The organism is Nocardiopsis camelliae (assembly GCF_028993595.1).
GTDB lineage: Bacteria > Actinomycetota > Actinomycetes > Streptosporangiales > Streptosporangiaceae > Nocardiopsis > Nocardiopsis dassonvillei.
The window spans coordinates 6472913-6492288 of the sequence record NZ_CP118614.1; the positions used below are offsets into that span (position 1 = coordinate 6472913).

At 69.9% G+C, this 19376-nt stretch carries 12 protein-coding genes; 3 read left to right on the top strand and 9 right to left on the bottom strand.

The features are described from left to right. Positions 1-9: 9 nt before the first annotated feature. The 4 genes from PV789_RS28290 to putP form a co-directional block, all read right to left on the bottom strand. On the bottom strand, positions 10-1338 hold the full coding sequence (locus PV789_RS28290) for an acyltransferase family protein (RefSeq protein ID WP_274975349.1): 1329 nt from the start codon (positions 1336-1338) through the stop codon (positions 10-12). A 598-nt stretch (positions 1339-1936) separates the two neighbouring features. Next, on the bottom strand, positions 1937-2767 hold the full coding sequence (gene nadE, locus PV789_RS28295; protein ID WP_274975350.1) for an NAD(+) synthase: 831 nt from the start codon (positions 2765-2767) through the stop codon (positions 1937-1939). A 213-nt stretch (positions 2768-2980) separates the two neighbouring features. Beyond that, positions 2981-3565 carry a putative glycolipid-binding domain-containing protein gene (locus tag PV789_RS28300; protein WP_212642273.1) on the bottom strand — a complete coding sequence of 195 codons (585 nt, stop codon included), beginning with the start codon at positions 3563-3565 and terminating at the stop codon, positions 2981-2983. A 97-nt stretch (positions 3566-3662) separates the two neighbouring features. After that, on the bottom strand, positions 3663-5225 hold the full coding sequence (gene putP, locus PV789_RS28305; protein WP_274978276.1) for a sodium/proline symporter PutP: 1563 nt from the start codon (positions 5223-5225) through the stop codon (positions 3663-3665). A gap of 410 nt (positions 5226-5635) precedes the next feature. Between putP and PV789_RS28310 the strand changes: the two genes are divergently transcribed. After that, a complete protein-coding gene (locus tag PV789_RS28310; RefSeq protein ID WP_274975351.1) occupies positions 5636-7564 on the top strand; it encodes a trypsin-like peptidase domain-containing protein in 1929 nt (642 codons plus the stop codon). Positions 7565-7848: 284 nt separating this feature from the next. Then, positions 7849-11589 (top strand): FxSxx-COOH system tetratricopeptide repeat protein, encoded by a 3741-nt coding sequence (fxsT, locus tag PV789_RS28315; protein ID WP_274975352.1) that lies wholly within the window; start codon positions 7849-7851, stop codon positions 11587-11589. A 23-nt stretch (positions 11590-11612) separates the two neighbouring features. On the opposite strand, the gene PV789_RS29775 is transcribed toward fxsT, so the two are convergent. Next, positions 11613-11831 carry a DUF397 domain-containing protein gene (locus PV789_RS29775; RefSeq protein WP_302475376.1) on the bottom strand — a complete coding sequence of 73 codons (219 nt, stop codon included), beginning with the start codon at positions 11829-11831 and terminating at the stop codon, positions 11613-11615. A gap of 137 nt (positions 11832-11968) precedes the next feature. Here PV789_RS29775 and PV789_RS28325 point away from each other — a divergent pair, with 137 nt between their 5' ends. Next, the gene (locus PV789_RS28325; RefSeq protein ID WP_274975354.1) at positions 11969-12289 is read left to right on the top strand and encodes a CU044_2847 family protein; all 321 of its coding nucleotides are present in this window, start codon (positions 11969-11971) and stop codon (positions 12287-12289) included. A 75-nt stretch (positions 12290-12364) separates the two neighbouring features. Here the strand turns inward: PV789_RS28325 and PV789_RS28330 are convergent, their stop codons facing one another. From PV789_RS28330 to PV789_RS28345, 4 genes are all read right to left on the bottom strand, one after another. Then, a complete protein-coding gene (locus tag PV789_RS28330; protein ID WP_274975355.1) occupies positions 12365-13447 on the bottom strand; it encodes a ribonucleotide-diphosphate reductase subunit beta in 1083 nt (360 codons plus the stop codon). Positions 13448-13600: 153 nt separating this feature from the next. Beyond that, positions 13601-16177 (bottom strand): ribonucleoside-diphosphate reductase subunit alpha, encoded by a 2577-nt coding sequence (locus tag PV789_RS28335; RefSeq protein ID WP_274975356.1) that lies wholly within the window; start codon positions 16175-16177, stop codon positions 13601-13603. 792 nt (positions 16178-16969) lie between these two features. Then, positions 16970-17542 (bottom strand): tetratricopeptide repeat protein, encoded by a 573-nt coding sequence (locus tag PV789_RS28340; RefSeq protein ID WP_274978277.1) that lies wholly within the window; start codon positions 17540-17542, stop codon positions 16970-16972. Between the two features lie 29 nt (positions 17543-17571). Then, positions 17572-19293: an NYN domain-containing protein gene (locus PV789_RS28345; protein ID WP_274978278.1), complete on the bottom strand. Its 1722-nt coding sequence runs from the start codon at positions 19291-19293 to the stop codon at positions 17572-17574. Between the last annotated feature and the right edge of the window lie 83 nt (positions 19294-19376).

Consider the following 19376-nt stretch of genomic DNA (forward strand, 5'->3'; position numbering starts at 1 on the left):
GCGGGGCGGTCAGCTCCTCCGGGGAGCCCGCGTCAGGAACACGCCCGACAGCACCGCGAGCAGTCCGAGGACCGGGCCCGCGCCGAGTCCCAGGCCGGACACCGTCAGCAGCAGCATCCCTCCGCCGACCAGCGCCGCGGCGGCCAGGACGCGGACCATGCCCGGGGAACCGCTCAGCACCTTCGGCGGGTTCTCGAACCGCACCGCCCAGTGCGCCAGCGGCACGATCAGGGGCACCAGGACCACCAGCCCCAGCACGCCCCACAGCACCCACAGGCCCGTCAGCGGCTCGGGGGTGTCGATCCCCAGGCCGAACACCAGCACGCCCGCCACCACGCTGAGCGGCAGCATGTGCCACAGGTAGACCGTCATCAGCTGCGGGCAGATCCGGTCCAGCAGACGCGCCGGGCCCGGGCGCTCCGACCAGGCGCTGATCCGCTCGCGCAGCAGCACCGCGACGCCGATCTGCAGCGCGCCCATGGCGGCGAGCACCAGGGTGGGCGGGGACACGTTGGAGGACTCCGTGGCGAACACGCCCGTCATGTTGAGCGAGTAGGGGCCGAACGTCGTCAGGGCCAGCGCGGCGGCCGCGCCGCCCGCCACCATCCCCGCGGCGTAGCGCAGGCGGATCGCCCCCGTCGCGTAGCGGAACCCCAACTGGTGCACGCCCAGCCACACGAAGGCCACGTTGAGGTAGCCGACCCAGTCCGCGCCGGTCGAGAAGCGGGTCAGGTCCACGGCCGCAGCGGCGGCCAGCAGGGCGATCGGGACCCACCAGCCGAAGAGCTCCTGGGCCCGGAACAGCAGCGGGGTGGACACGACCACCAGCACGTACACGGCGAGGAACCACAGCACCATGCCCGCGGCCCCGGCGCCCACCAGGACCGCCTGGGCCGGTGCGCCGCCCAGGACCAGCAGGTGGGAGGCGACGATCCACAGGGCCGCCAGCGGCACCACCGGCCAGGCGAGTCTGCGCAGTCTGCGCGCGAACCAGTCCGACGCGGACATGCCCCGGCCCGAGGCCGAGCGCCAGCTGATGAGGTTGGCCGCGCCCCCGACGAAGAAGATCAGCGGCATGACCTGGACGACCCACGTCAGCACGAAGCCGCCCTCGGTGGACAGGACGCTGCCCGCCTCGAAGGACCCGGGTTCGTGGACCAGAACCGGCAGCCACCAGTGCTGCATGACCACCAGAGCCATCACGAACAGCCGGATGACGTCCAGGAACCTGTCCCGGCCAGCCCCGGGCCGCGGTGCCCGCGGAGAGGGCAGGAGGGCTGTGCCGGAGGCGTACGCCGACGACGAGCCCCCGCCTTCGTTCTCGACGGTCACGGTCATCGGTCGCTCCTTGGTCTACCCCGTACGCGTGTGCGTCCCCGGACGCGATGGTGCGCGGGGGCCGTGTGGCCGGGATCAGGGGGTGGCGACGCGTTCTCGAACGCGCCCGGTGGCGTGGCCGCGTCGGCTCAACTGTCGGCGACGCGTGGTAACGAGAGTAGGTCGGGCCGGGTGGTGGCCGCGATGGATCTGACGCCCCTCTCCGAGAGGCGGTTGCCCGACCGTGGAAGGTGGTGCCTGCACCACCGCGCGTCGGGGCGCGGCGGATCGGGGACCGTTCTCCCCCGGGCGGAGGGCGCTGACGCGCCGAACGTGCTCCGGGAAGTCCGGGAGAGTTCCCGCACACGGTACCCCGCGAGACGGCGTGTACGAAACCCTTGGGGAAGGTCCGTGTGCGGAGACGGAACAGCTGTCCGGGGCGGTCGGGCCGCGCGGCAGCGGTGTGAGGGCCCCGGGCGCGCACGGAAACGGCGGCGGAAACGGCGGCGGAACGGAGGGGTCCTCCGGTCCGCCGCCCGGCCCCGTACGCGCGGCGGGCCCGGCCCCGGCCACCGGTGTCGGCCGGGTGCGCGGGACCCGCCGGTTCGCCGCGGTGGCGTCAGGGAGCGGTGGGCAGCGCGCGCTTGTGGGCGGTGGCGCGGTACCGGCCGACCAGCGCGGTCTCCACGTGCCCGGGCACCGGCAGGCCCTCCAGGAAGTCGTCGATCTGGTCGTAGGTCAGGCCGAGGGCCTCCTCGTCCGGCTTCTGCGGGGAGAGCGTCTCCAGGTCGGCGGTGGGCACCTTGCGCACCAGGTCCTCCGGAGCGCCCAGCTCGGCGGCGACCGCGCGCACCCGGCGCTTGGTCAGACCGGTCAGCGGCACGAGGTCGGCCCCGCCGTCGCCGTACTTGGTGAAGAACCCGGTGACCGCCTCGGCCGCGTGGTCGGTGCCGACCACCAGTCCGCGCAGGCCGCCCGCGACCGCGTACTGGGCGATCATCCGCTGCCGCGCCTTGACGTTGCCGAGGACGAAGTCCGCCGAGGACTCGCTGGCGTAGGCCATCCCGGCGGCGGACAGGGAGTCGGCCATGGCATCGCTGGCGGGCCGGACGTCGACGGTGAGGCAGCGCTCGGGGGCCGTGAACGCGACGGAGCGGGTCGCGTCCTCCTCGTCCTTCTGCTCGCCGTAGGGCAGGCGCATGGCGACGTACTCGCACTCGTGGCCGTTCTCGCGGGCCCGGTCCACCGCCAGGCGGCACAGGCGTCCGGCGGTGAGCGAGTCCACACCGCCGCTGATGCCCAGGACCAGCGCGGTGGAGCCGGTGCTGATCAGCCGCTCGGCGAGGAAGGCCACACGGCGTTCGATCTCGACGCGCGCGTCGAAGTGCTCGGGCACTGCGAGGTCGCGGATGATCTCGCGACGGTCCTGGCTCAGCTCGGTGTCGGTCACTGCGGTCCCCCGTGGGTGTGGTGCGTGTGCCCGCCGATTATCGCCTGTCCCGCGTTCGGGGACGAGCCCGGGGAGCGGCCCGGACCGGAGGGGGCGGCGGAGGGGCCGGTGGAGGGGGCGCGGCCTCGGGGAGCCGGAGGGAGGGATCGCGGGGGCGGGGTGGGGATGCGCGGGGCGGGGACTCGCGGGGGCGGGAGAGTGCGCGGGGCGGCCTCAGGTGTCCGTGCGCAGGCGGCGGGCGAAGCGCTCGTAGTCGACGACCACCCCGTCCCCGTCCACCGACAGCCGGTACTCGCCGTGCAGGGGGTCGCGGTAGGTGTAGCGCTCCAGGCCGTCCTCGGCGGGGTGGCGGGTGTAGCGCTGTCTGACCCGGCGCACCCGCAGGGAGGGGATGTCGATCCAGACCACCGCGATGTCGCGGTACTCGCCCGGGCGCAGGCCGAGGCGGCGGATGGGCAGGGTGTTGGTGAGCGGGGTGGCGGCGACGTCCACGTCCAGGCAGCCCACCAGTTCGGGCCGGGGAACGCCGTCGGGTCCGCTCCAGTGGCCTCCGTGGGCGTCGAGCGTGACCGACTCCAGGCCCTGGGAGGAGAGGACCTCGGCGTACACCCGCCGGGTCGTCCACGCCAGGTCGGTGCGGACGCTGAAGCGGGTGAGGAACCGCTCCTCGCCCACGACGACGGTCTCCCCGGCCTCCAGGCGGTGGCCGTCGGGCTCGGGGAGGAGCGCGCCCAATCCGAGGCCCTCGGGCACGTCGGTCCGGGCCCACACGGCCGGGTGTTCCGTCAGTGACGACATGTCACCGTTCTACCGTTCCGGGGTCGGGTGCGCCAGAGCGGCCTCCCCGCCCGCACTGCGGACGCGGTGCGGGCGGGGAGGCCGGGGCGGTCGCCGGTCAGACCCGTGTGGCCTCTCCCGGGGCGGAACCGGTGCCGCGGATCTCCGCCTCGACCCGGTCGAAGTCGCTCTCCATCTGCGGGGTGACCCTGGCCAGGCCGTTGAAGACGAAGATGGCGGCGACGCTGAGGACCACGGCCGGGACCATGGCGTACAGGCCGGTGCCGAAGAAGTTCGCGTCGAGGACGTCCCACACGATCGCGGTGGTGCCGCCCGCGATCATGCCCGCGAGCGCGCCGGACCAGCTCATGCGCTTCCAGAACACGGAGAGCACCAGGATCGGGCCGAAGCCCGCGCCGAACCCGGCCCAGGCGTAGCCGACCAGGTCCATCACCGACTGGTCGCCCCACAGGGCGATGGCCGCGGCGCCCAGGGCGACGGCGACCACGGTGACGCGGCTGACCCACAGCAGCCTCTTGGGGTCGGCGTCGCGGTCCACGAAGGCCCGGTAGCCGTCCTCGGTGAGGGCGGACGCGGCGACCAGCAGCTGGGAGTCGGCGGTGCTCATGACGGCCGCGAGGATGGCGGCGAGCAGCAGACCGGCGACCAGGGGGTGGGTCAGGGCCTCGATCAGGAGCGGGAAGACCTGCTCGGAGTTCTCCAGCGGGGTGTCGAAGTAGGCGATGCCGATGAAGCCGACCAGCACCGCCAGGATCATGGCGGTGACCGCCCAGACCACGCTGATGACGGCGGCCTTGGGGATGTCGCGGACCGAGCGGATGCCCATGTAGCGGGACAGGATGTGCGGCTGGCCGAAGTAGCCGAAGCCCCAGGCCAGGCCGGAGACGATGACCACCCAGCCGAGGGTGTCGGTGCTCACCCACTGGCCGAGCTCGGCGTCCAGGGCGGTGCCGCCGACGGCCGACAGCAGCCCGTCGCTCTTGCCGGACACGCCCTCGGACAGCCCGGCGAAGCCGCCGAGCGCGGTGACCGCCATGGCGGGGACGACCAGCAGGGCGATCCACATCATCGCGGCCTGGACCACGTCGGTGTAGGACACCGCGAGGAAGCCGCCGAGCACGGTGTAGAGCACCACGATGCCCACGCCGATGGCGATGGCGGGGCCCGGGCTCAGACCGAAGACCTGGTCGAACAGGGCGGCCATGGCGACGAGCCCGGAGGCGACGTAGAAGAAGTAGAAGACGATGATGAGCACCGCCGAGACCCCGCGCAGCAGCCGCGTGGGGTCGTTGAAGCGGTTCTCCAGGAAGGAGGAGAGGGTCAGGGAGTCGGAGTCGCCCCCCGAGCGGGCGTCGGTCACGCGTTCGGTGTACACCCGCAGGCGGGGCGCGAGGAGGATCCAGCTCCCGGCGAAGCCGCAGGCCAGGCCGACGGCGATCCAGGCCTCGCCCAGGCCGGAGACGTAGATGGCGCCGGGCAGCCCGAGCAGCAGCCACCCGCTGAAGTCGCTGGCGTTGGCGCTCAGGCCCGCCACCCAGCTGTTGAGCTGTCTGCCGCCGAGCACGAAGTCCGACTGCGAGACGGTGCGCTTGTAGGCCCACAGGCCGATGGCCACCATGGCGGCGAGGTACACGCCGAAGGTCGCGACGGACCAGAGCATGGACTCGTCCAAGACCCTGCCCTCCCTTCTCCTGAGCGCGCGGGCACGAGCCTTACGCGCTGTTCGTGGATATTGCGGGGGATCATTGCCCCGTGTCCGGTAAGTCACAACACCTGTGCGTGGAACAACACCGCTTTGATACCTCGGCGAGTCCTCGGCCGTGGGTCGCCGTCCGCCAGGCCATGCCGGGGCGCCGGTGTTTGTCGGACCGGACATAGACAGGGCCATCCTTGTATCGGAACACCCCGTACCGCACGACCCGCTACCGGAGCTCTCCCCTCTCCCGGGCACCCTGCGGATTGACGACCCGCGTTCCCCCGGTTGCCCGCAGTCGCACGGGGGAACGATTCCGGCCATAACGTCCGAGAGGTATCACCGGGCGAAACGGATACGAGAGAGGTCCGCGAACTGTGGCCGTCCCCCTCCCTCCCCCACCTGGACTGCAGCCGCACGAACCTCCGTGGCAGACGCGGGTACTCAATCCGAACGGACAGGTCTGCGGCGGTGCGGTACTGGTGTCCCCGCACCTGGCGGTGACGTGCGCGCACGTGGTCGCCACCGCCCTGCGCCTTCCACGACATGTGGCTGAGCACCCGGGGGACGACGCCTTCGTCGCACTGCGCTCGTTCGACGGCCGCACGTGGGAGGCGAGGGTCGGTACCGACCTGTGGGCAGCAGGACCAGGAAGCCGGGACCTGGCCCTGCTCAGGTTGACCGCGTCGGGAACACCGGACACCGGATTCCCCGTCCTCGCGAACTGCTCGGAACTACCGCTCGAAAGCGGACTGCGCGCCACCGGTTATCCCGCGCTCATGGACTCCCTGCAGGCCCCGCTGCTCTACAGGGGCAAGGGAGGCCCCACCGGTTTCACCCATCAGGTGGAGATCGCGGCCCAGAGCGAGGTACGCATCACCGAGGGATTCAGCGGCTGCGCCGTGCGCGCGCAGACCGGGGAGGTCGTCGGGATCCTCCAGAAGAACCACCACTACCCGTGGAAACAGCCCGAGGAGCCGACGACCCTGGGCTTCGTCCTGCCCGTCGAGGAGATGCTCGGCAGCCGTGTACTCCGTGACACCCGCAGCGCCGTCACCGTGCAGCGCCTGGTCGACGAGTCCCTGTGCGGGGAGGAGACGTACGACAGCCTCCACGACCTCCTCGCCTCGGTCACCCTGGACGAGGTCCCCACCCGCGGGCTCCTCGACTCCTCCGAAGTGCGCGAGGTCCGCAGGCGTACGAGCGGGGAGGCGACCGCGTGGACGGTCTTCACCGCTCTGCTGGACCTGGTCGCCCCCTACGGCGGCCCGCCCCGGCACGTCTCCTGGGTGCACCACGTGTACCAGGAGCTGCTCCCGCGACGACCGATACCCCTGGTGGTCGGCCAGTGGATCCGGAGGACGGCGTCCGTCCTGGGGCCCGACTGGGAGGAGATCCTGATCCGGGACCGCGAACGTCGCCGCGGGGACCGCGCCGTCGGCGCAGGCGCCGCGCCGACAGGGGAACCGAGCAGCGGCCCTCCCTCCGCTTCCGGGAGCCTGGCGGTCCCGGAGACGGTCGTGGTGTTCGACCTGGCACCCGCCGCCCGTGGCTACCGGCTCTCGCACAGCATCGCCCATCTCGGCGACGCCGGGTACGAGGTCTTCCCCCAGGGTGAACAGCAGGCCGACGAGGAGCAGATCTGCGACCTCGTGGGGGACATCATGAGCGAGGCTTCCCTGCAACGCCTGGTCGTACCGACGGAGGAGTCGCTGAGGCTGCGCGTCCTGCTTCCCCGCGAACTCCTCCACCTGAACGTGGCCGAAGCGAGGATGCACCGGGAGATGGCGGGGCTGGCACCGAGCCTGGGAACGCAGTACGAGATCGTCTACCACATACGCGAGCGCACGGAGTCGAAGGACGACGTCACCGTGCCCCCGGAGAGATGGGCCCGGCGCTCCGAACGACAACGTGAGAAACCGTGCTTGGACGACCGCAACGTCCTGATCGCCTGGAGGACGCCCGGCGACGAGATCGCGGACGCGCTGGCCGACCACAACATCACCGTGTGCGTGGTGGACTCGGACCACGCACACATCCGGACCATCTACAACGCGATCGTCTACCAGGGCGTGCCCACCATCATCAGGGGGCCTCGACACGCTGTCACGGAACTCGTGGACGAACTGCTGTCGCGCAAGCCGGGGGACCGCGTCGAGGTGACCGCGCTCGCCCGCTACCTCAGGGACAGGGCGAGGATGAGGGCGCGTTTCTCGGAAACGGTGCAGACCCACCTGATCGCCTTGATACATGATGACCACGGCGACGACATGATCCCCCAAATAATATCAAGCAGCACCACATGACACATAAGCCACACAGAACTCCTCATGACCCACGGACGAAACCCGAGGCGACAGCGAACCACCCTCGGTTTCCCACGGGGAGAGGAAGGGCGATGACCGCACCACGTGTTCCCCGAAAGGGTTCCAGTGAACCCGCGTTCTCCGCCGGGAACGAAATAAGATGGCTCACAACCGACGGCTGTCGGAGCAGTGAAAGACTGAGGTAATGCGTCCCCGAGGAGGCCTTCCACCCGCGTACGTGGAAGGACGCCGACTTTTCCACACAGATTCGGCGAAACCACACCATGGATGAACTGACTCAGCGATACCGGAAGGCCCTGTCCGGCACGGACGGTTCCGCACGCATGGCCGTCATCATCGACGGCTCCCCTCTGATGCAGCTCCATGAGCATGCCGTGGCCCCCATTCGGAGAGCCGCACGGGAGGTGGGAGCACCCGTCAGCGCACTGGGCGGCGCCTCCTCGCTACTCGCCGCGGACCACCGCTCCCTCCTGTCGGGCGGAATCGGTGTGATCGGCGTCGTCACCGACACCCAGGACCGGAAGTGGAGGGGGCCCAGCCTGCTCCCGTGGCTGGCCGAGCTGGCCGCGAACGTACCCGTCGTCCTACTCCACCTGCTCGACCGTTCCGCGTGGTCCCGAGGACCCGTCACGCTCAAGCCCCTGTGGATGCGGGAGATGCCTCCCACCGCGTCCTCCTCCTGGTCCTTCGCCAGCTCCGTGGCCGACACCGAGCCACACGGCCCCCCTCCCGACACCGTGGTGGTTCCGTTGCTCGAGTGCGCTCCGGAGTCGGTCGCCGCGGCGGTCTCGGCCCTGACCGCCTCCCGTCCGGACTGGAAGGTGGACGCCTGGGTCCTCACCGGCGGGGGACGCAGCGGCTCGGCCCCGCGTGAGGTGCCCGAGCCGGTCGCCCACTTCCTGGCCAACGCCTCATCGGGTGCCCGCGAACTGGCCGTGCGGCTGGCCCAGACCCCGGTGAACCTCCCGGCGGCCGAGGTCATCCAGCGGGGGATCCCCCGTGCACCGGTGAGCGGGTTGACCGCGCGGACGGAGATCGCCGAGGTGTTCGGTTCGGAGCTGATGGACCCGGCTTTCCACGGCGGACGCCTGGACGACCCTTCCCGGGGCGCGCTGGAGTTCCGCGCCGAGGTCAGACGTGAGCTGCTCGGCCGGTTCGGCCAGATCAGCACGATGCGCTCGGTCTTCTACGCGATCGGCATCGAGTTCAAGGACGAGGCGCGGATCTTCCAGTACCTGTCACGTATCGACTCGGGAGCCCCCGTGGCCGTCTCCGTCGAGGGCGAGGAGTCCCTGGCGCGCGCGGTCCTTCCCGCCCTGTCCGAGATGCCCGGTGAGTACCGCAGGCTCGCCGACCGCATACGGGAGGCGCTCGGTGAGGCGCCGGTCCGTGACCCCAGCGCCCCACGAGAGGAAGAGAGCCGTTCCGTGACCACCTCGCAGATCCCGGTACCGGACCCGGCGGGTTCCGTTGCCGACAGTACCGACAGGTCCTCCGCGTCTCCCCGGCGGAGGATGGCGCGGTTCGGAGGAGTCCCTCCGCACAACCGCAACTTCACCGGCCGCGAGGACGTCTTGGCCCGGATCCACGCCTCCCTGTCGGACCCGGGAGGCGACTCGTTCCTGTTGGCGGGCGGCGGGGGCATCGGCAAGACGCAGATCGCCATCGCCTATGCGCACACCTATCGCGGATCCTACGACCTGGTCTGGTGGTTTCCGGCGGAGAACCAGACCGACATCCAGCAGTCCTATCTCCGGCTGGCCAGGCACCTGGGTGTGCGCGACGACCTCGGTGCCGAGGAGACCGTGGTCCAGGTTCGGGAGAGGTTGGAGGGCGACCCCGGTGTCGGCACCTGGCTTCTCATTTTCGACGACGTCTCCAACCTGGACGATCTGCCCCTCGATAACCTGCCGCACAGCGTGGACGGGCGCGTCCTGGTCACCTCGCGGGACAAGAACTGGATCACGAACGGGCTCAGTGACGGTTGCTCCGTTCCCACGATGAGTCCCGACGAGAGCGTGGCACTCCTACGCAAGGTGTGCCCAGCCGGGCTGGAGGGCGGATCAGCCGCCGCGCAGATCGCGGCACGGCTCGAACACTTTCCCCTCGCCCTGGCGCAGATGGGCGCCTATCTGCGCGACTCGCTGCTGAGCACCGACGAGTTCCTCGAACTGCTGGACACCAAGTTCGACGACCTTGTGAGCCAGGTCGAGTCGGACGGCCTCTACCCCCGTTCCCTGGCTGCGGCATGGAAGCTCCAGCTCGACGACCTGCGGCGCGGCACCGGGAGGGACCGGGAGCTCAAGCACATGGTGCGGGAGTTCATCCAACTGTGCGCCTTCTTCGCGCCCAAGCCGCTGTCCAGGACCCTCTTCCACCGGGCGGCGGGGTTGAGTACCAGCTCCCACCTCTCCCGTGTCCTGGGCAACGACATGGTCCTGTCGAAGGTCCTGACCTACGTGGGACGGCACAGCCTCGCGGAGCGGGACCTGGCGCACAACACCTTCCAGCTGCACGTGACCTTCCGCAGTGTCGTCCAGCAGAGCCTGGACGACGAGGACCGGCTCGGCTACCGCCTGCTGGCGCACCGGCTACTGGCCCAGAGCGACCCCCTGGGCCCGGGCCGCCCCGAGAACTGGGACACCTACCAGCTGTTGTTCGCCCACACGCACGCCTCCGAGGCTTGGCGTAACAGTGATCCCCAGGTCCGCAACCTCATGTACAACACCATCTCCTACCTGGTGGAGACAGGAAACTACACACCGGCACTGCAGTTGACCGACCGTTGTGCGGCCAGCTGGTACGACGACGTCTCGCAGCGCTTCCAGGTCCAGCTCCTGCGCAACCGGATCCTACGCAGCCAGGGGCACAACCGTACAGCGTTGGCGGAGGCGGAGCATATGCACGCCGAACAATCCGAGCTGGAAGGAGCCGAGAGCGAGGAGGCCCTGGCTGCTCTGAGGGCGCGCGCCATCGCTCTGGCCAACCTCGGACACTTCACTGAGGCCGAGGAGCTCTTCCGAGGAATCTACGAACTACGGCTCGAACGGTACTCCGAAGAGGAGGAGACTCTGGTGGCGGCGCACGACTACGCCACCATCCTGCAGAATCTCAGCCGATACGAGGAAGCGCTGCGAATCGACCGGCGCAACGCTGAGCAACGTGCCCGGCTCCTCGGAGAGAACGCGATCTCCACTCTGCGCAGCCGCCTGTCCGTGGGGGTCAGCCTCATCGCGGTCGGACGGCTGGAGGAGGCGGAGGAGGTGCTCGAGGACTGTCAACAGCGCTTCGAGGTCACAGGAGCAGCCACCAGTGTGCACTCTGTGGACATCCCTCTATTCCTGTCGGTGATCCGACGCAGGCTGGGAGACCACGAACGAGCGCTGGAACTGTCCCTGCGTGTGGAGACAGGACACCACAAGAAACGTGTTCAACAGGGCGTGACAGCTCTTTACTTCTGGGCCGTGCACACCGTGAACCTGGCCTTCGGAGGACGCGTCGAGGAGGCCTGCCGACGGGCGGAGTACCTTCTGGGCAATGTGGCGGAACACTACCCCGACCACCATCCCTTCCCCTGGGTCGCACGTGTGAACGCCGCCATAGCGTTCAGGACCTCGGGAGACCTCAAACGCGCATTCGAGCTTGACAGCGCGGCTTTGGAGGGACTGGTGCGGATCTACGGTGAGAGCGAAGCGACCACGATCCCTGCGCGAATCAATCTGGCGAACGACTTCTTCGCCTTGGGACGGATCCAAGAAGCACGGACACGCGACGCCGACGGTGTGGAGCAATGCCGTGCGAGTCTGGACGAGAACCATGTGTCGCTGCTGATCGCCCGCCGCAACCACCTGATCAGCCGGAGAGCGCTAGGCGAGGATGTTGAAGAGGAATGGGAGGGGCTGCGTCAGGAGTGCATCGCCAGGTTCGGTGCCGAGCATCGCTTCACCACCACGATGTCACGCTTCATACGGCTCGACTGCGACATGATTCCCGTAGCCCGCTGAATACCGGTTCGTGTGCTTCCTGCTCAGGGCAGCACCCTGAGCAGGGGCAACCACGCGCCTGGAACAAAAAACAGAACGGGGCCAGCAGGATGAACCGAATCGCGGAGCAGGACACCACCCGAGGAACAGAGCCGTACCTCGCAGCAATCCGCCTCGTCCATCGACCTCGACGACTTTTTCCAGAGCGCCGTGCCGATAGACCCTCCCCGAGAAGGACGGCCATCGCTTCTTCTGGTCACCATGGGCTCCAAACGCCATCGCTTTCGCTGGGGGCGGACCTCGGCTACCTCTGTCTCTCGTACAGTCCCTCACATTTTACGTTCCGAAAGCGAGAACAAGACAACCCTCTCTGTGCATTTATGAGGCTGCTGTGAACAGTGTGATTGATTTCGTCACCGACGACGATGTGATCATCAGTATCGAAACGACACCCGTGAGGCGGGACGGCGCCTCGGACGTCTCCCTGCAGGTCGACCCGGCGGAGAAGATTCCGCTGGAGAAACTGGTCCTGCGTATCGAGAAAGTGGCCGAGGCCGTTTCCGGCCAGCTCGCCAAGCTCTCCGCGTCGGGGCTGGGCCCCAGCGAGACTGAGATCGAGTTCGGGGTCAGCGTGAGCACGGAGGCCAACGTGATGGTGGCCAAGGGCAGTGGCCAGGCCACTTTCAAGGTACGGATGGTGTGGAACCGGGACAAGGGCTGAGCGCACACGGCGGTGGCCCGGGTCGCACGCCACGACCCGGGCCACCGTCGGCGGGAGGGGAGCCCTCCGGCTCTTCTAGTCCCAGTCCAGGCCGCCGCCGGTCTGGTACTCGATGACGCGGGTCTCGAAGAAGTTCTTCTCCTTCTGGAGGTCCATCATCTCGCTCATCCACGGGAACGGGTTCTCCGTCTCACCGAAGATGGGCGCCAGGCCGATCTGCTCGGCGCGACGGTCGGTGATGAAGTGCATGTACTTCTCGCACAGCTCGGCGTTGAGGCCGAGCACGCCGCGCGGCATGGTCTCGCGGCCGTAGGCCACCTCCAGCTCGCAGGCCTCGGTGAGCATCTGCCGGACCTCCGCCTGGAACTCCTCGCTCCACAGGTGCGGGTTCTCGATCTTGATCTGGTTGATCACGTCGATGCCGAAGTTCAGGTGGATCGACTCGTCGCGCAGGATGTACTGGTACTGCTCGGCGATGCCGACCATCTTGTTGCGGCGGCCCAGCGACAGGATCTGCGCGAAGCCGGTGTAGAACCACATGCCCTCGAAGATCACGTAGAAGGCCACGAGGTCGCGCAGGAAGGCCTGGTCGGCCTCCGGGGTGCCCGTGCGGAACTCCGGGTCCTCCAGGTTCTGCGTGTACTTGAGCGCCCAGGCGTCCTTGGCGGTGATCGAGGGGACCTCGCGGTACATGTTGAAGAGCTCGCCCTCGTCCAGGCCGAGGCTCTCGCAGATGTACTGGAAGGTGTGGGTGTGCACCGCCTCCTCGAAGGCCTGGCGCAGCAGGTACTGGCGGCACTCGGGGTTGGTGAGCTGCCGGTACACGGCCAGCACGATGTTGTTGGCCACCAGAGACTCGGCGGTGGCGAAGAAGCCGAGGTTGCGCTTGAGCATGAGGCGCTCGTCCTCGGTCAGCCCGTCCCTGGACTTCCACAGCGCGATGTCGGCCTGCATGGCGACCTCGGTGGGCATCCAGTGGTTGTTGCAGCCCGCGAGGTACTTCTCCCACGCCCACGTGTACTTGAGCGGGAGCAGCTGGTTGACGTCGGCGCGGGCGTTGATCATCGCCTTGTCGTCGACGTTGACGCGCTCGGCGTCGCGCTCGATCTCACCGAGGCCGCTGGTGGCGCTCGCGCTGTTCTCGGAAACTGCGGTCATGCTGGGGTTTTTCCGTTCTCCGGACGTACCGGAAGAGTCGTGGCTGGGTGGAGGGGACGGACGCCTGCGCGGCCCGGGGCCCGCCGGAGGGCGGGGGCGGCACGACGCCGCCCCCGCCCTCCGGCCGCCGCACGGGGCGCGCGGCCGCCGGTGCTACTGGCAGGCCTCGCACTCGGGGTCGTCGATCGAGCAGGCCTGGCCGTCGATGATCTCGAACTCGTCCTCGTCGGCCGCGCCGCCGGTGGCGGGACGCGGGCTCGGGGACGGGCTGGGCGCGGGGCTCGGCGTCGGAGCCGGGGCCGCCGGGGCCGGGCTCGGCGCGGGCGAGGCGGCCGGGGCGGCGGGGGTCGCGGCGACCGCGTTGAGGCGGCCGTCGGTGCCCTTGAGCGTGCTCTTCTCCACGTGGGTGGCGCTCTGCGAACGCAGGTAGTAGGTGGTCTTGAGACCGGAGCGCCACGCGCGGCGGTACAGCGAGTCCAGCTTCCTGCCGCTGGGGGCCGCCATGTACAGGTTCAGCGACTGGGCCTGGTCGATCCACTTCTGGCGGCGCGAACCGGCGTCCACCAGCCACTCGGGGTCGACCTCGAACGCGGTGGCGTAGAGGGCCTTGAGGTCGGCCGGGACGCGGTCGATGGCGCCCAGGCTGCCGTCGTGCATCTTCAGCGCGGAGACCATGTCGTCGTCCCACAGGCCGCGGGCCTTGAGGTCGCGCACCAGGTAGGGGTTGACCACGGTGAAGTCGCCGGACATGTTCGACTTGACGTACAGGTTGCGGTAGACCGGCTCGATCGACTGGCTCACGCCGGTGATGTTGGCGATGGTCGCGGTCGGGGCGATGGCCATGACGTTGGAGTTGCGCATGCCCGTGGTCTTGACGCGCTCGCGCAGCGAGTCCCAGTCCAGGGTCTCGCCCCGGTCCATGTCCAGGTCGCCGTCGCGCGACTCGGCCAGCAGGCGCAGCGAGTCGATCGGCAGCACGCCGCGGCTCCACAGGGAGCCCTCGAAGCTCTCGTAGGAGCCGCGCTCGGCGGCCAGCTCCATGGAGGCCTCGATGGCGTAGTAGCTGATCAGCTCCATGCTCTCGTCGGCGAAGGAGACCGCGCCGTCGGAGGCGAACGGGGTGCGCAGCTTGAACAGCGCGTCCTGGAAGCCCATGAGGCCCAGGCCCACGGGGCGGTGGCGCATGTTCGCGCGGCGCGCCTCGGGGATCGTGTAGAAGTTCACGTCGATGACGTTGTCGAGCATGCGCACGGCGGTGCGGACGGTGCGGCGCAGACGCTCGGCGTCCAGGCCGTCCGGGCCCGTGTGCTGGGCCAGGTTGACCGAGCCCAGGTTGCAGACCGCGACCTCGTCGGCGCTGGTGTTCAGCGTGATCTCAGTGCACAGGTTGGAGGAGTGCACCACGCCGACGTGCTGCTGCGGCGAGCGCAGGTTGGACGGGTCCTTGAAGGTGATCCACGGGTGCCCGGTCTCGAACAGCATGGTCAGCATGCGCCGCCACAGGTCGACGGCCGGGATGGTCTTGGAGACCTTGATCCGGCCCGCGGCGGCCTCGGCCTCGTAGTGGGCGTAGGCCTCGGCGAACTCGGGGCCGTACTTGTCGTGCAGGTCGGGGACCTCGTCCGGCGAGAACAGGGTCCAGCTGCCGCCCTGCTCCACGCGCTGCATGAACAGGTCCGGAACCCAGTTCGCGGTGTTCATGTCGTGGGTGCGGCGGCGCTCGTCACCGGTGTTCTTGCGGAGGTCGAGGAACTCCTCGATGTCGATGTGCCAGGTCTCCAGGTAGGCGCACACCGCGCCCTTGCGCTTGCCGCCCTGGTTGACCGCGACGGCGGTGTCGTTGGCGATCTTCAGGAACGGCACGACGCCCTGGCTCTTGCCGTTGGTGCCTCGGATGTGCGAGCCCAGGCCGCGCACCGGGGTCCAGTCGTTGCCGAGGCCGCCGGAGTACTTGGACAGCATCGCGTTGTTGCTGATGCCGTGGAAGATGGCCTGGAGGTCGTCGCCCACGGTGGTGAGGAAGCAGGAGGACAGCTGCGCCCGCACGGTGCCCGAGTTGAACAGGGTGGGTGTGGAGGCCATGAAGTCGAACGAGGACAGCAGCTCGTAGAACTCGATGGCGCGGGCCTCGCGGTCGTCCTCGTTGAGGGCCAGCCCCATGGCCACCCGCATGAAGAACGCCTGCGGCAGCTCGTAGCGCACCTCGTCGCTGTGCAGGAAGTAGCGGTCGTAGAGGGTCTGGATGCCCAGGAAGGTGAACTGCTCGTCGCGCTCGGGGCGCAGCGCGGCGCCCAGGCGGGCCAGGTCGAACTTGGCCAGGGCCGGGTCGAGCTGGCCGAGGTCGATGCCGCGGCCGACGTAGGCGGCGAGGTAGGCGGCGTAGCGCTCGCCCATCTCGGACTGCCCGGCGGCGTCGGGGGCGCCGCTGATGAAGGTGAGGGCCTCGCGGCGCAGCTTGTCCAGCAGCAGGCGGGCGGCCACGTAGGAGTAGTCCGGGTCGACCTCCACGAAGCTGCGGGCGGCCATGACCAGGGCGAGTTCCACCTCGGCGTCGGAGATGCCGGGGTAGAAGCCGCGACGGGCCTCGGTGAGGACCTTCTCCGCCGAAACACCGGTGAGCCGCGCACAGGCCTCGGCTACGACGTGCTCGATCCGGTCGACGGCGGCGGGGGGGTTGCCGTCCTTGCTGGACCGAACGGATGCGGGCACGGCCTCGACGTCAAGGGTCATACAGCGGCTCCAACCTCGATAGAAGAGTCCCGGCGGGGAGGGGACGAGAAGCGAGGGTCGCGCGGCGCTCCCGGCGGACCGGCGCACTGGGTGCGCTCGGTCGTCCGGCCGGCGGGCCGCGGCGGCTCGTTCTCGAAGCCCCGTCGTCGGCACACACTCAGGTGTGCATCACCGGTGGCGGGTGCGCGGGGACCACGGCACCGGGGGTTCCGCGGGGGTTCCCGGTACCTGTGACGGCCTCTTCGTCCGCTCACCGCTGCGGGGACGGCCCGACTCGCACCGGGTCCCCTCTGCCTCACCCCGAGGGGTGAACCACCAGCGGGAGAGATACTACATCTAGGGGATGGTGCGTTGGAACACCGCAAGATGATGGCGTGTCATCGGTTTCTCAGGTTCTTCGACGATTGTCGAACACACCCTGGAGGCGTGGTATGAGGGGCTCTGGGAGGCCCGTCTGCGCGGGGGCTGAGCGCCCCGCCGGGGCGGCCCTGGGGCGGCCCTGGGGCGGCCCTGAGGCGGCCCGACACAGCCTAGGTCGTCCCCGGGGCCGTCCGCACCCGGCCCCGCCCGTGCCGCCGCCCCAGTCGGCCCGCAACGCCCGCGCACGGGGGCCGCACGGCTTCGCGGAACCTGGCGTACCCGGTCGTGCGGCCGCGGCCCCGGGGCGCCGCGGAAAAGCGCTCCGGGCGGGGTCGTCCCGGGCGTGTCGCGACCCCCGGGAGGGGAAACGTCGGAAACCTCACTCGCCTCGGCCGGCGCCGGCCGAGGGGGCGGACGGAAGCGGCGCGGCCCTCACCCGGCGTCGAGCCGCCGGTCCAGGTCGTCCTCGTCCAGGCCCAGGTCGACGCGGACGCGGAACCGGATCCGCAGCAGCTCCAGCAGCAGGTCGTGGACGTAGGGCGAGGAGTCCAGCCCGAGGAAGCGGTGTGCGCCGACCGTGGCCCAGCGCTCGGCGCCCTCCAGGTCGTCGTGCGCGTACAGGGCCTCGGCGACGTGGATGTAGGTCTGGAGCCCCGGGGGCTCCTCGTTCTCCAGGCGTTTGAGGTGGGCGTAGGCCGACCCGACCTCGTTCAGCTGCAGCAGCGCACCGGCGCTGAGGGCCCGCGCGTCGATCACCGTGGGGCCGCCGTCGTCGATCGCCCTCTGGTAGGCCGAGCAGGCGCGCTCGAACTCCTGGGCGATCTCCCACTGCTCCCCCGCGCGCACGAACAGCTCCGCGCGGGAGATCTCGCTTCCGGCGTCGACCCGGTTGGCCAGGTCCATGAGCTGGGCGGCGACCCGTCCGTGCTCACCGGACCGGACGGCGTGGAATTCCAAACGGTCGAGTTCTGCCGTCGTCACGTGGGTCAACCGCATCGCCCCCATCACCTACTCGCACTCCCCGTGCAAGGATCTCAGGGCCTGGCACGCTCCAGTGCCTGCCAGAACCCCTGGCGCAGTCCGTCCCGGACCTCGTCACGCAACAGGTGGTCGATCGGCAGCGAGGAACCCTGGAGCAGACGCGCCTCCAGGTCGGAGGGCATCCGGGGCCTGCGGGCGAGGACGGCCTCGACCCACAGGGCGGGCGCCTCGCGGGCGATCGACTCCGCGAAGTCGTTCCCTTCTTTGTGCGCAACATGCACCGCTTCGTCAACGGTATGCGTGGCGGGACGCGTCTGCTGGGGATATCCAGGACTGGGACGCGGTTCCCGGTGGTCGCCGGTGGAGAACCGGCTGTCGTGTTCGGGACCAGTAGGCTGCGGTCCCCCGTAGGAGGGGGCCGCCACACCGCGTTGGGCGGTGTCAGTTTCCGTACTGGTCCCATAGGTAGGGTTTGCGTCGTTCGCACCCCCGAAGCCGGGGTTGTCCCCCGGACCGAACCTGGGGTCCTGGGGCGGCGCGCTCCTCTGCGGTGGCGCGTGCCCCGGTTGGCCGTGTCCCGGCTGGCCGTGCTGGCCCGGCTGCCCGTGCTGGCCCGGTTGCAGGGGCTGCCCCTCCTGGGAGAACGAGCGCTGCGGCCCTGTCCCGCCGGCGAAGGACTGCTGTGGCCCGGTTCCGCTGGCGAAGGACTGCTGCGGCCCCGTCATGTGCTGCTGCGGTGGCGGTGCCTGTCTCGCCGGCAGCCCGTAGCCCCCCTGGTCGGCCCCGCGCAGCGACTGGTGCCCCCCGGTGACGGGGTAGCCCCCCTGGCCGCCCGGCGCCGGGTGCCCCCCGGTCATCGAGGCGCCCGGATAGGCGCCGTTTCCGCCCACGTTCGGCGGGACCTGGCCGCCGGAGGGGAAGCCGTTGGCGTCGATCGGGCCGGACTGCTGGTTGTCCGTGTTCGGACCGGCCAGGTGGTCCCCGCCGCCGCGCTGCTGGGCGAGGGACCTGCGCATGGCGCGCAGCTGGTCCATGGCGCTGCCCTGGGGGACGGGCTGGCCGCCGGTTCCGGCGAACATCGCGTCCAGGCCGACGGCCGACGAGGAGGCCGCCTCCACCCGGCTGCCGCCGGGCTGCGCCGCCGCGACGGGCTGCCTCGGGGTCTCGGGCGCCGAGCGGGCGCGGCCGTTGGAGAACGGCGTGGTGGTCTTGGCCGCGGTCTCCTGGGTGGAGCCGCCGCTGGAGAGCAGGTTGACGTGCGGGCGCAGGTGGCCCGCGCCGATCTCGATGAGGTCGTCGCACTCGCGGCGCAGGGCCCGGGAGATGGTCCAGTTGCCCTCGACGGAGACGTGCACGACGGTGACGCGCACGCCCATGTCCTGTACGTCGGCGACGACCGGCGCCATGTCCTCGTCCCCGCTGACCAGGACGGCGTCACACAGGACGCCGCTACGGGCCAGCGTGGTGAGGTCGCGCTGGACGTAGCTCTCGACGCCCTCGCGGCGGCCGGGCCTTATCCGCGCGCCGCGGAACTTGATACCGGGGATGTCGGCGATGCCGTCCTGCTCCTGGGTCCGCCGGTCGTCGGCGACCGCCTCGTACCAGTAGCAGCGCAGGAGCGGCAGGCCGGTGCGGTCCCGCGCGACCTCGTTGAGGAACTGGACGAGACCGGTGTAGTCCCAGGAGACGGAGTCCCGGTTGCGGGTTCCGTGCACTGCCATCGCGCCGTCCGCGAGGAGGTACCCCGCGTCAACGAACAACGCGCAGCGGTCCACTGGCACCGACCCCCTTCCCTGTTGTCTCTGGGCCATGTCCATGACCGGGCCACAGCCTAGCCAAGTCTGTCTGGTTTTGCGTG

What these genes read in the sequence shown, in the direction of transcription:
- PV789_RS28290 (WP_274975349.1), bottom strand. Translation starts at nt 1,338, where the DNA reads ATGACCGTGACCGTCGAGAACGAAGGCGGGGGCTCGTCGTCGGCGTAC.
- PV789_RS28300 (WP_212642273.1), bottom strand. Translation starts at nt 3,565, where the DNA reads ATGTCGTCACTGACGGAACACCCGGCCGTGTGGGCCCGGACCGACGTG.
- putP (WP_274978276.1), bottom strand. Translation starts at nt 5,225, where the DNA reads ATGCTCTGGTCCGTCGCGACCTTCGGCGTGTACCTCGCCGCCATGGTG.
- fxsT (WP_274975352.1), top strand. Translation starts at nt 7,849, where the DNA reads ATGGATGAACTGACTCAGCGATACCGGAAGGCCCTGTCCGGCACGGAC.
- PV789_RS29775 (WP_302475376.1), bottom strand. Translation starts at nt 11,831, where the DNA reads ATGGTGACCAGAAGAAGCGATGGCCGTCCTTCTCGGGGAGGGTCTATC.
- PV789_RS28330 (WP_274975355.1), bottom strand. Translation starts at nt 13,447, where the DNA reads ATGACCGCAGTTTCCGAGAACAGCGCGAGCGCCACCAGCGGCCTCGGT.
- PV789_RS28335 (WP_274975356.1), bottom strand. Translation starts at nt 16,177, where the DNA reads ATGACCCTTGACGTCGAGGCCGTGCCCGCATCCGTTCGGTCCAGCAAG.
- PV789_RS28340 (WP_274978277.1), bottom strand. Translation starts at nt 17,542, where the DNA reads ATGGGGGCGATGCGGTTGACCCACGTGACGACGGCAGAACTCGACCGT.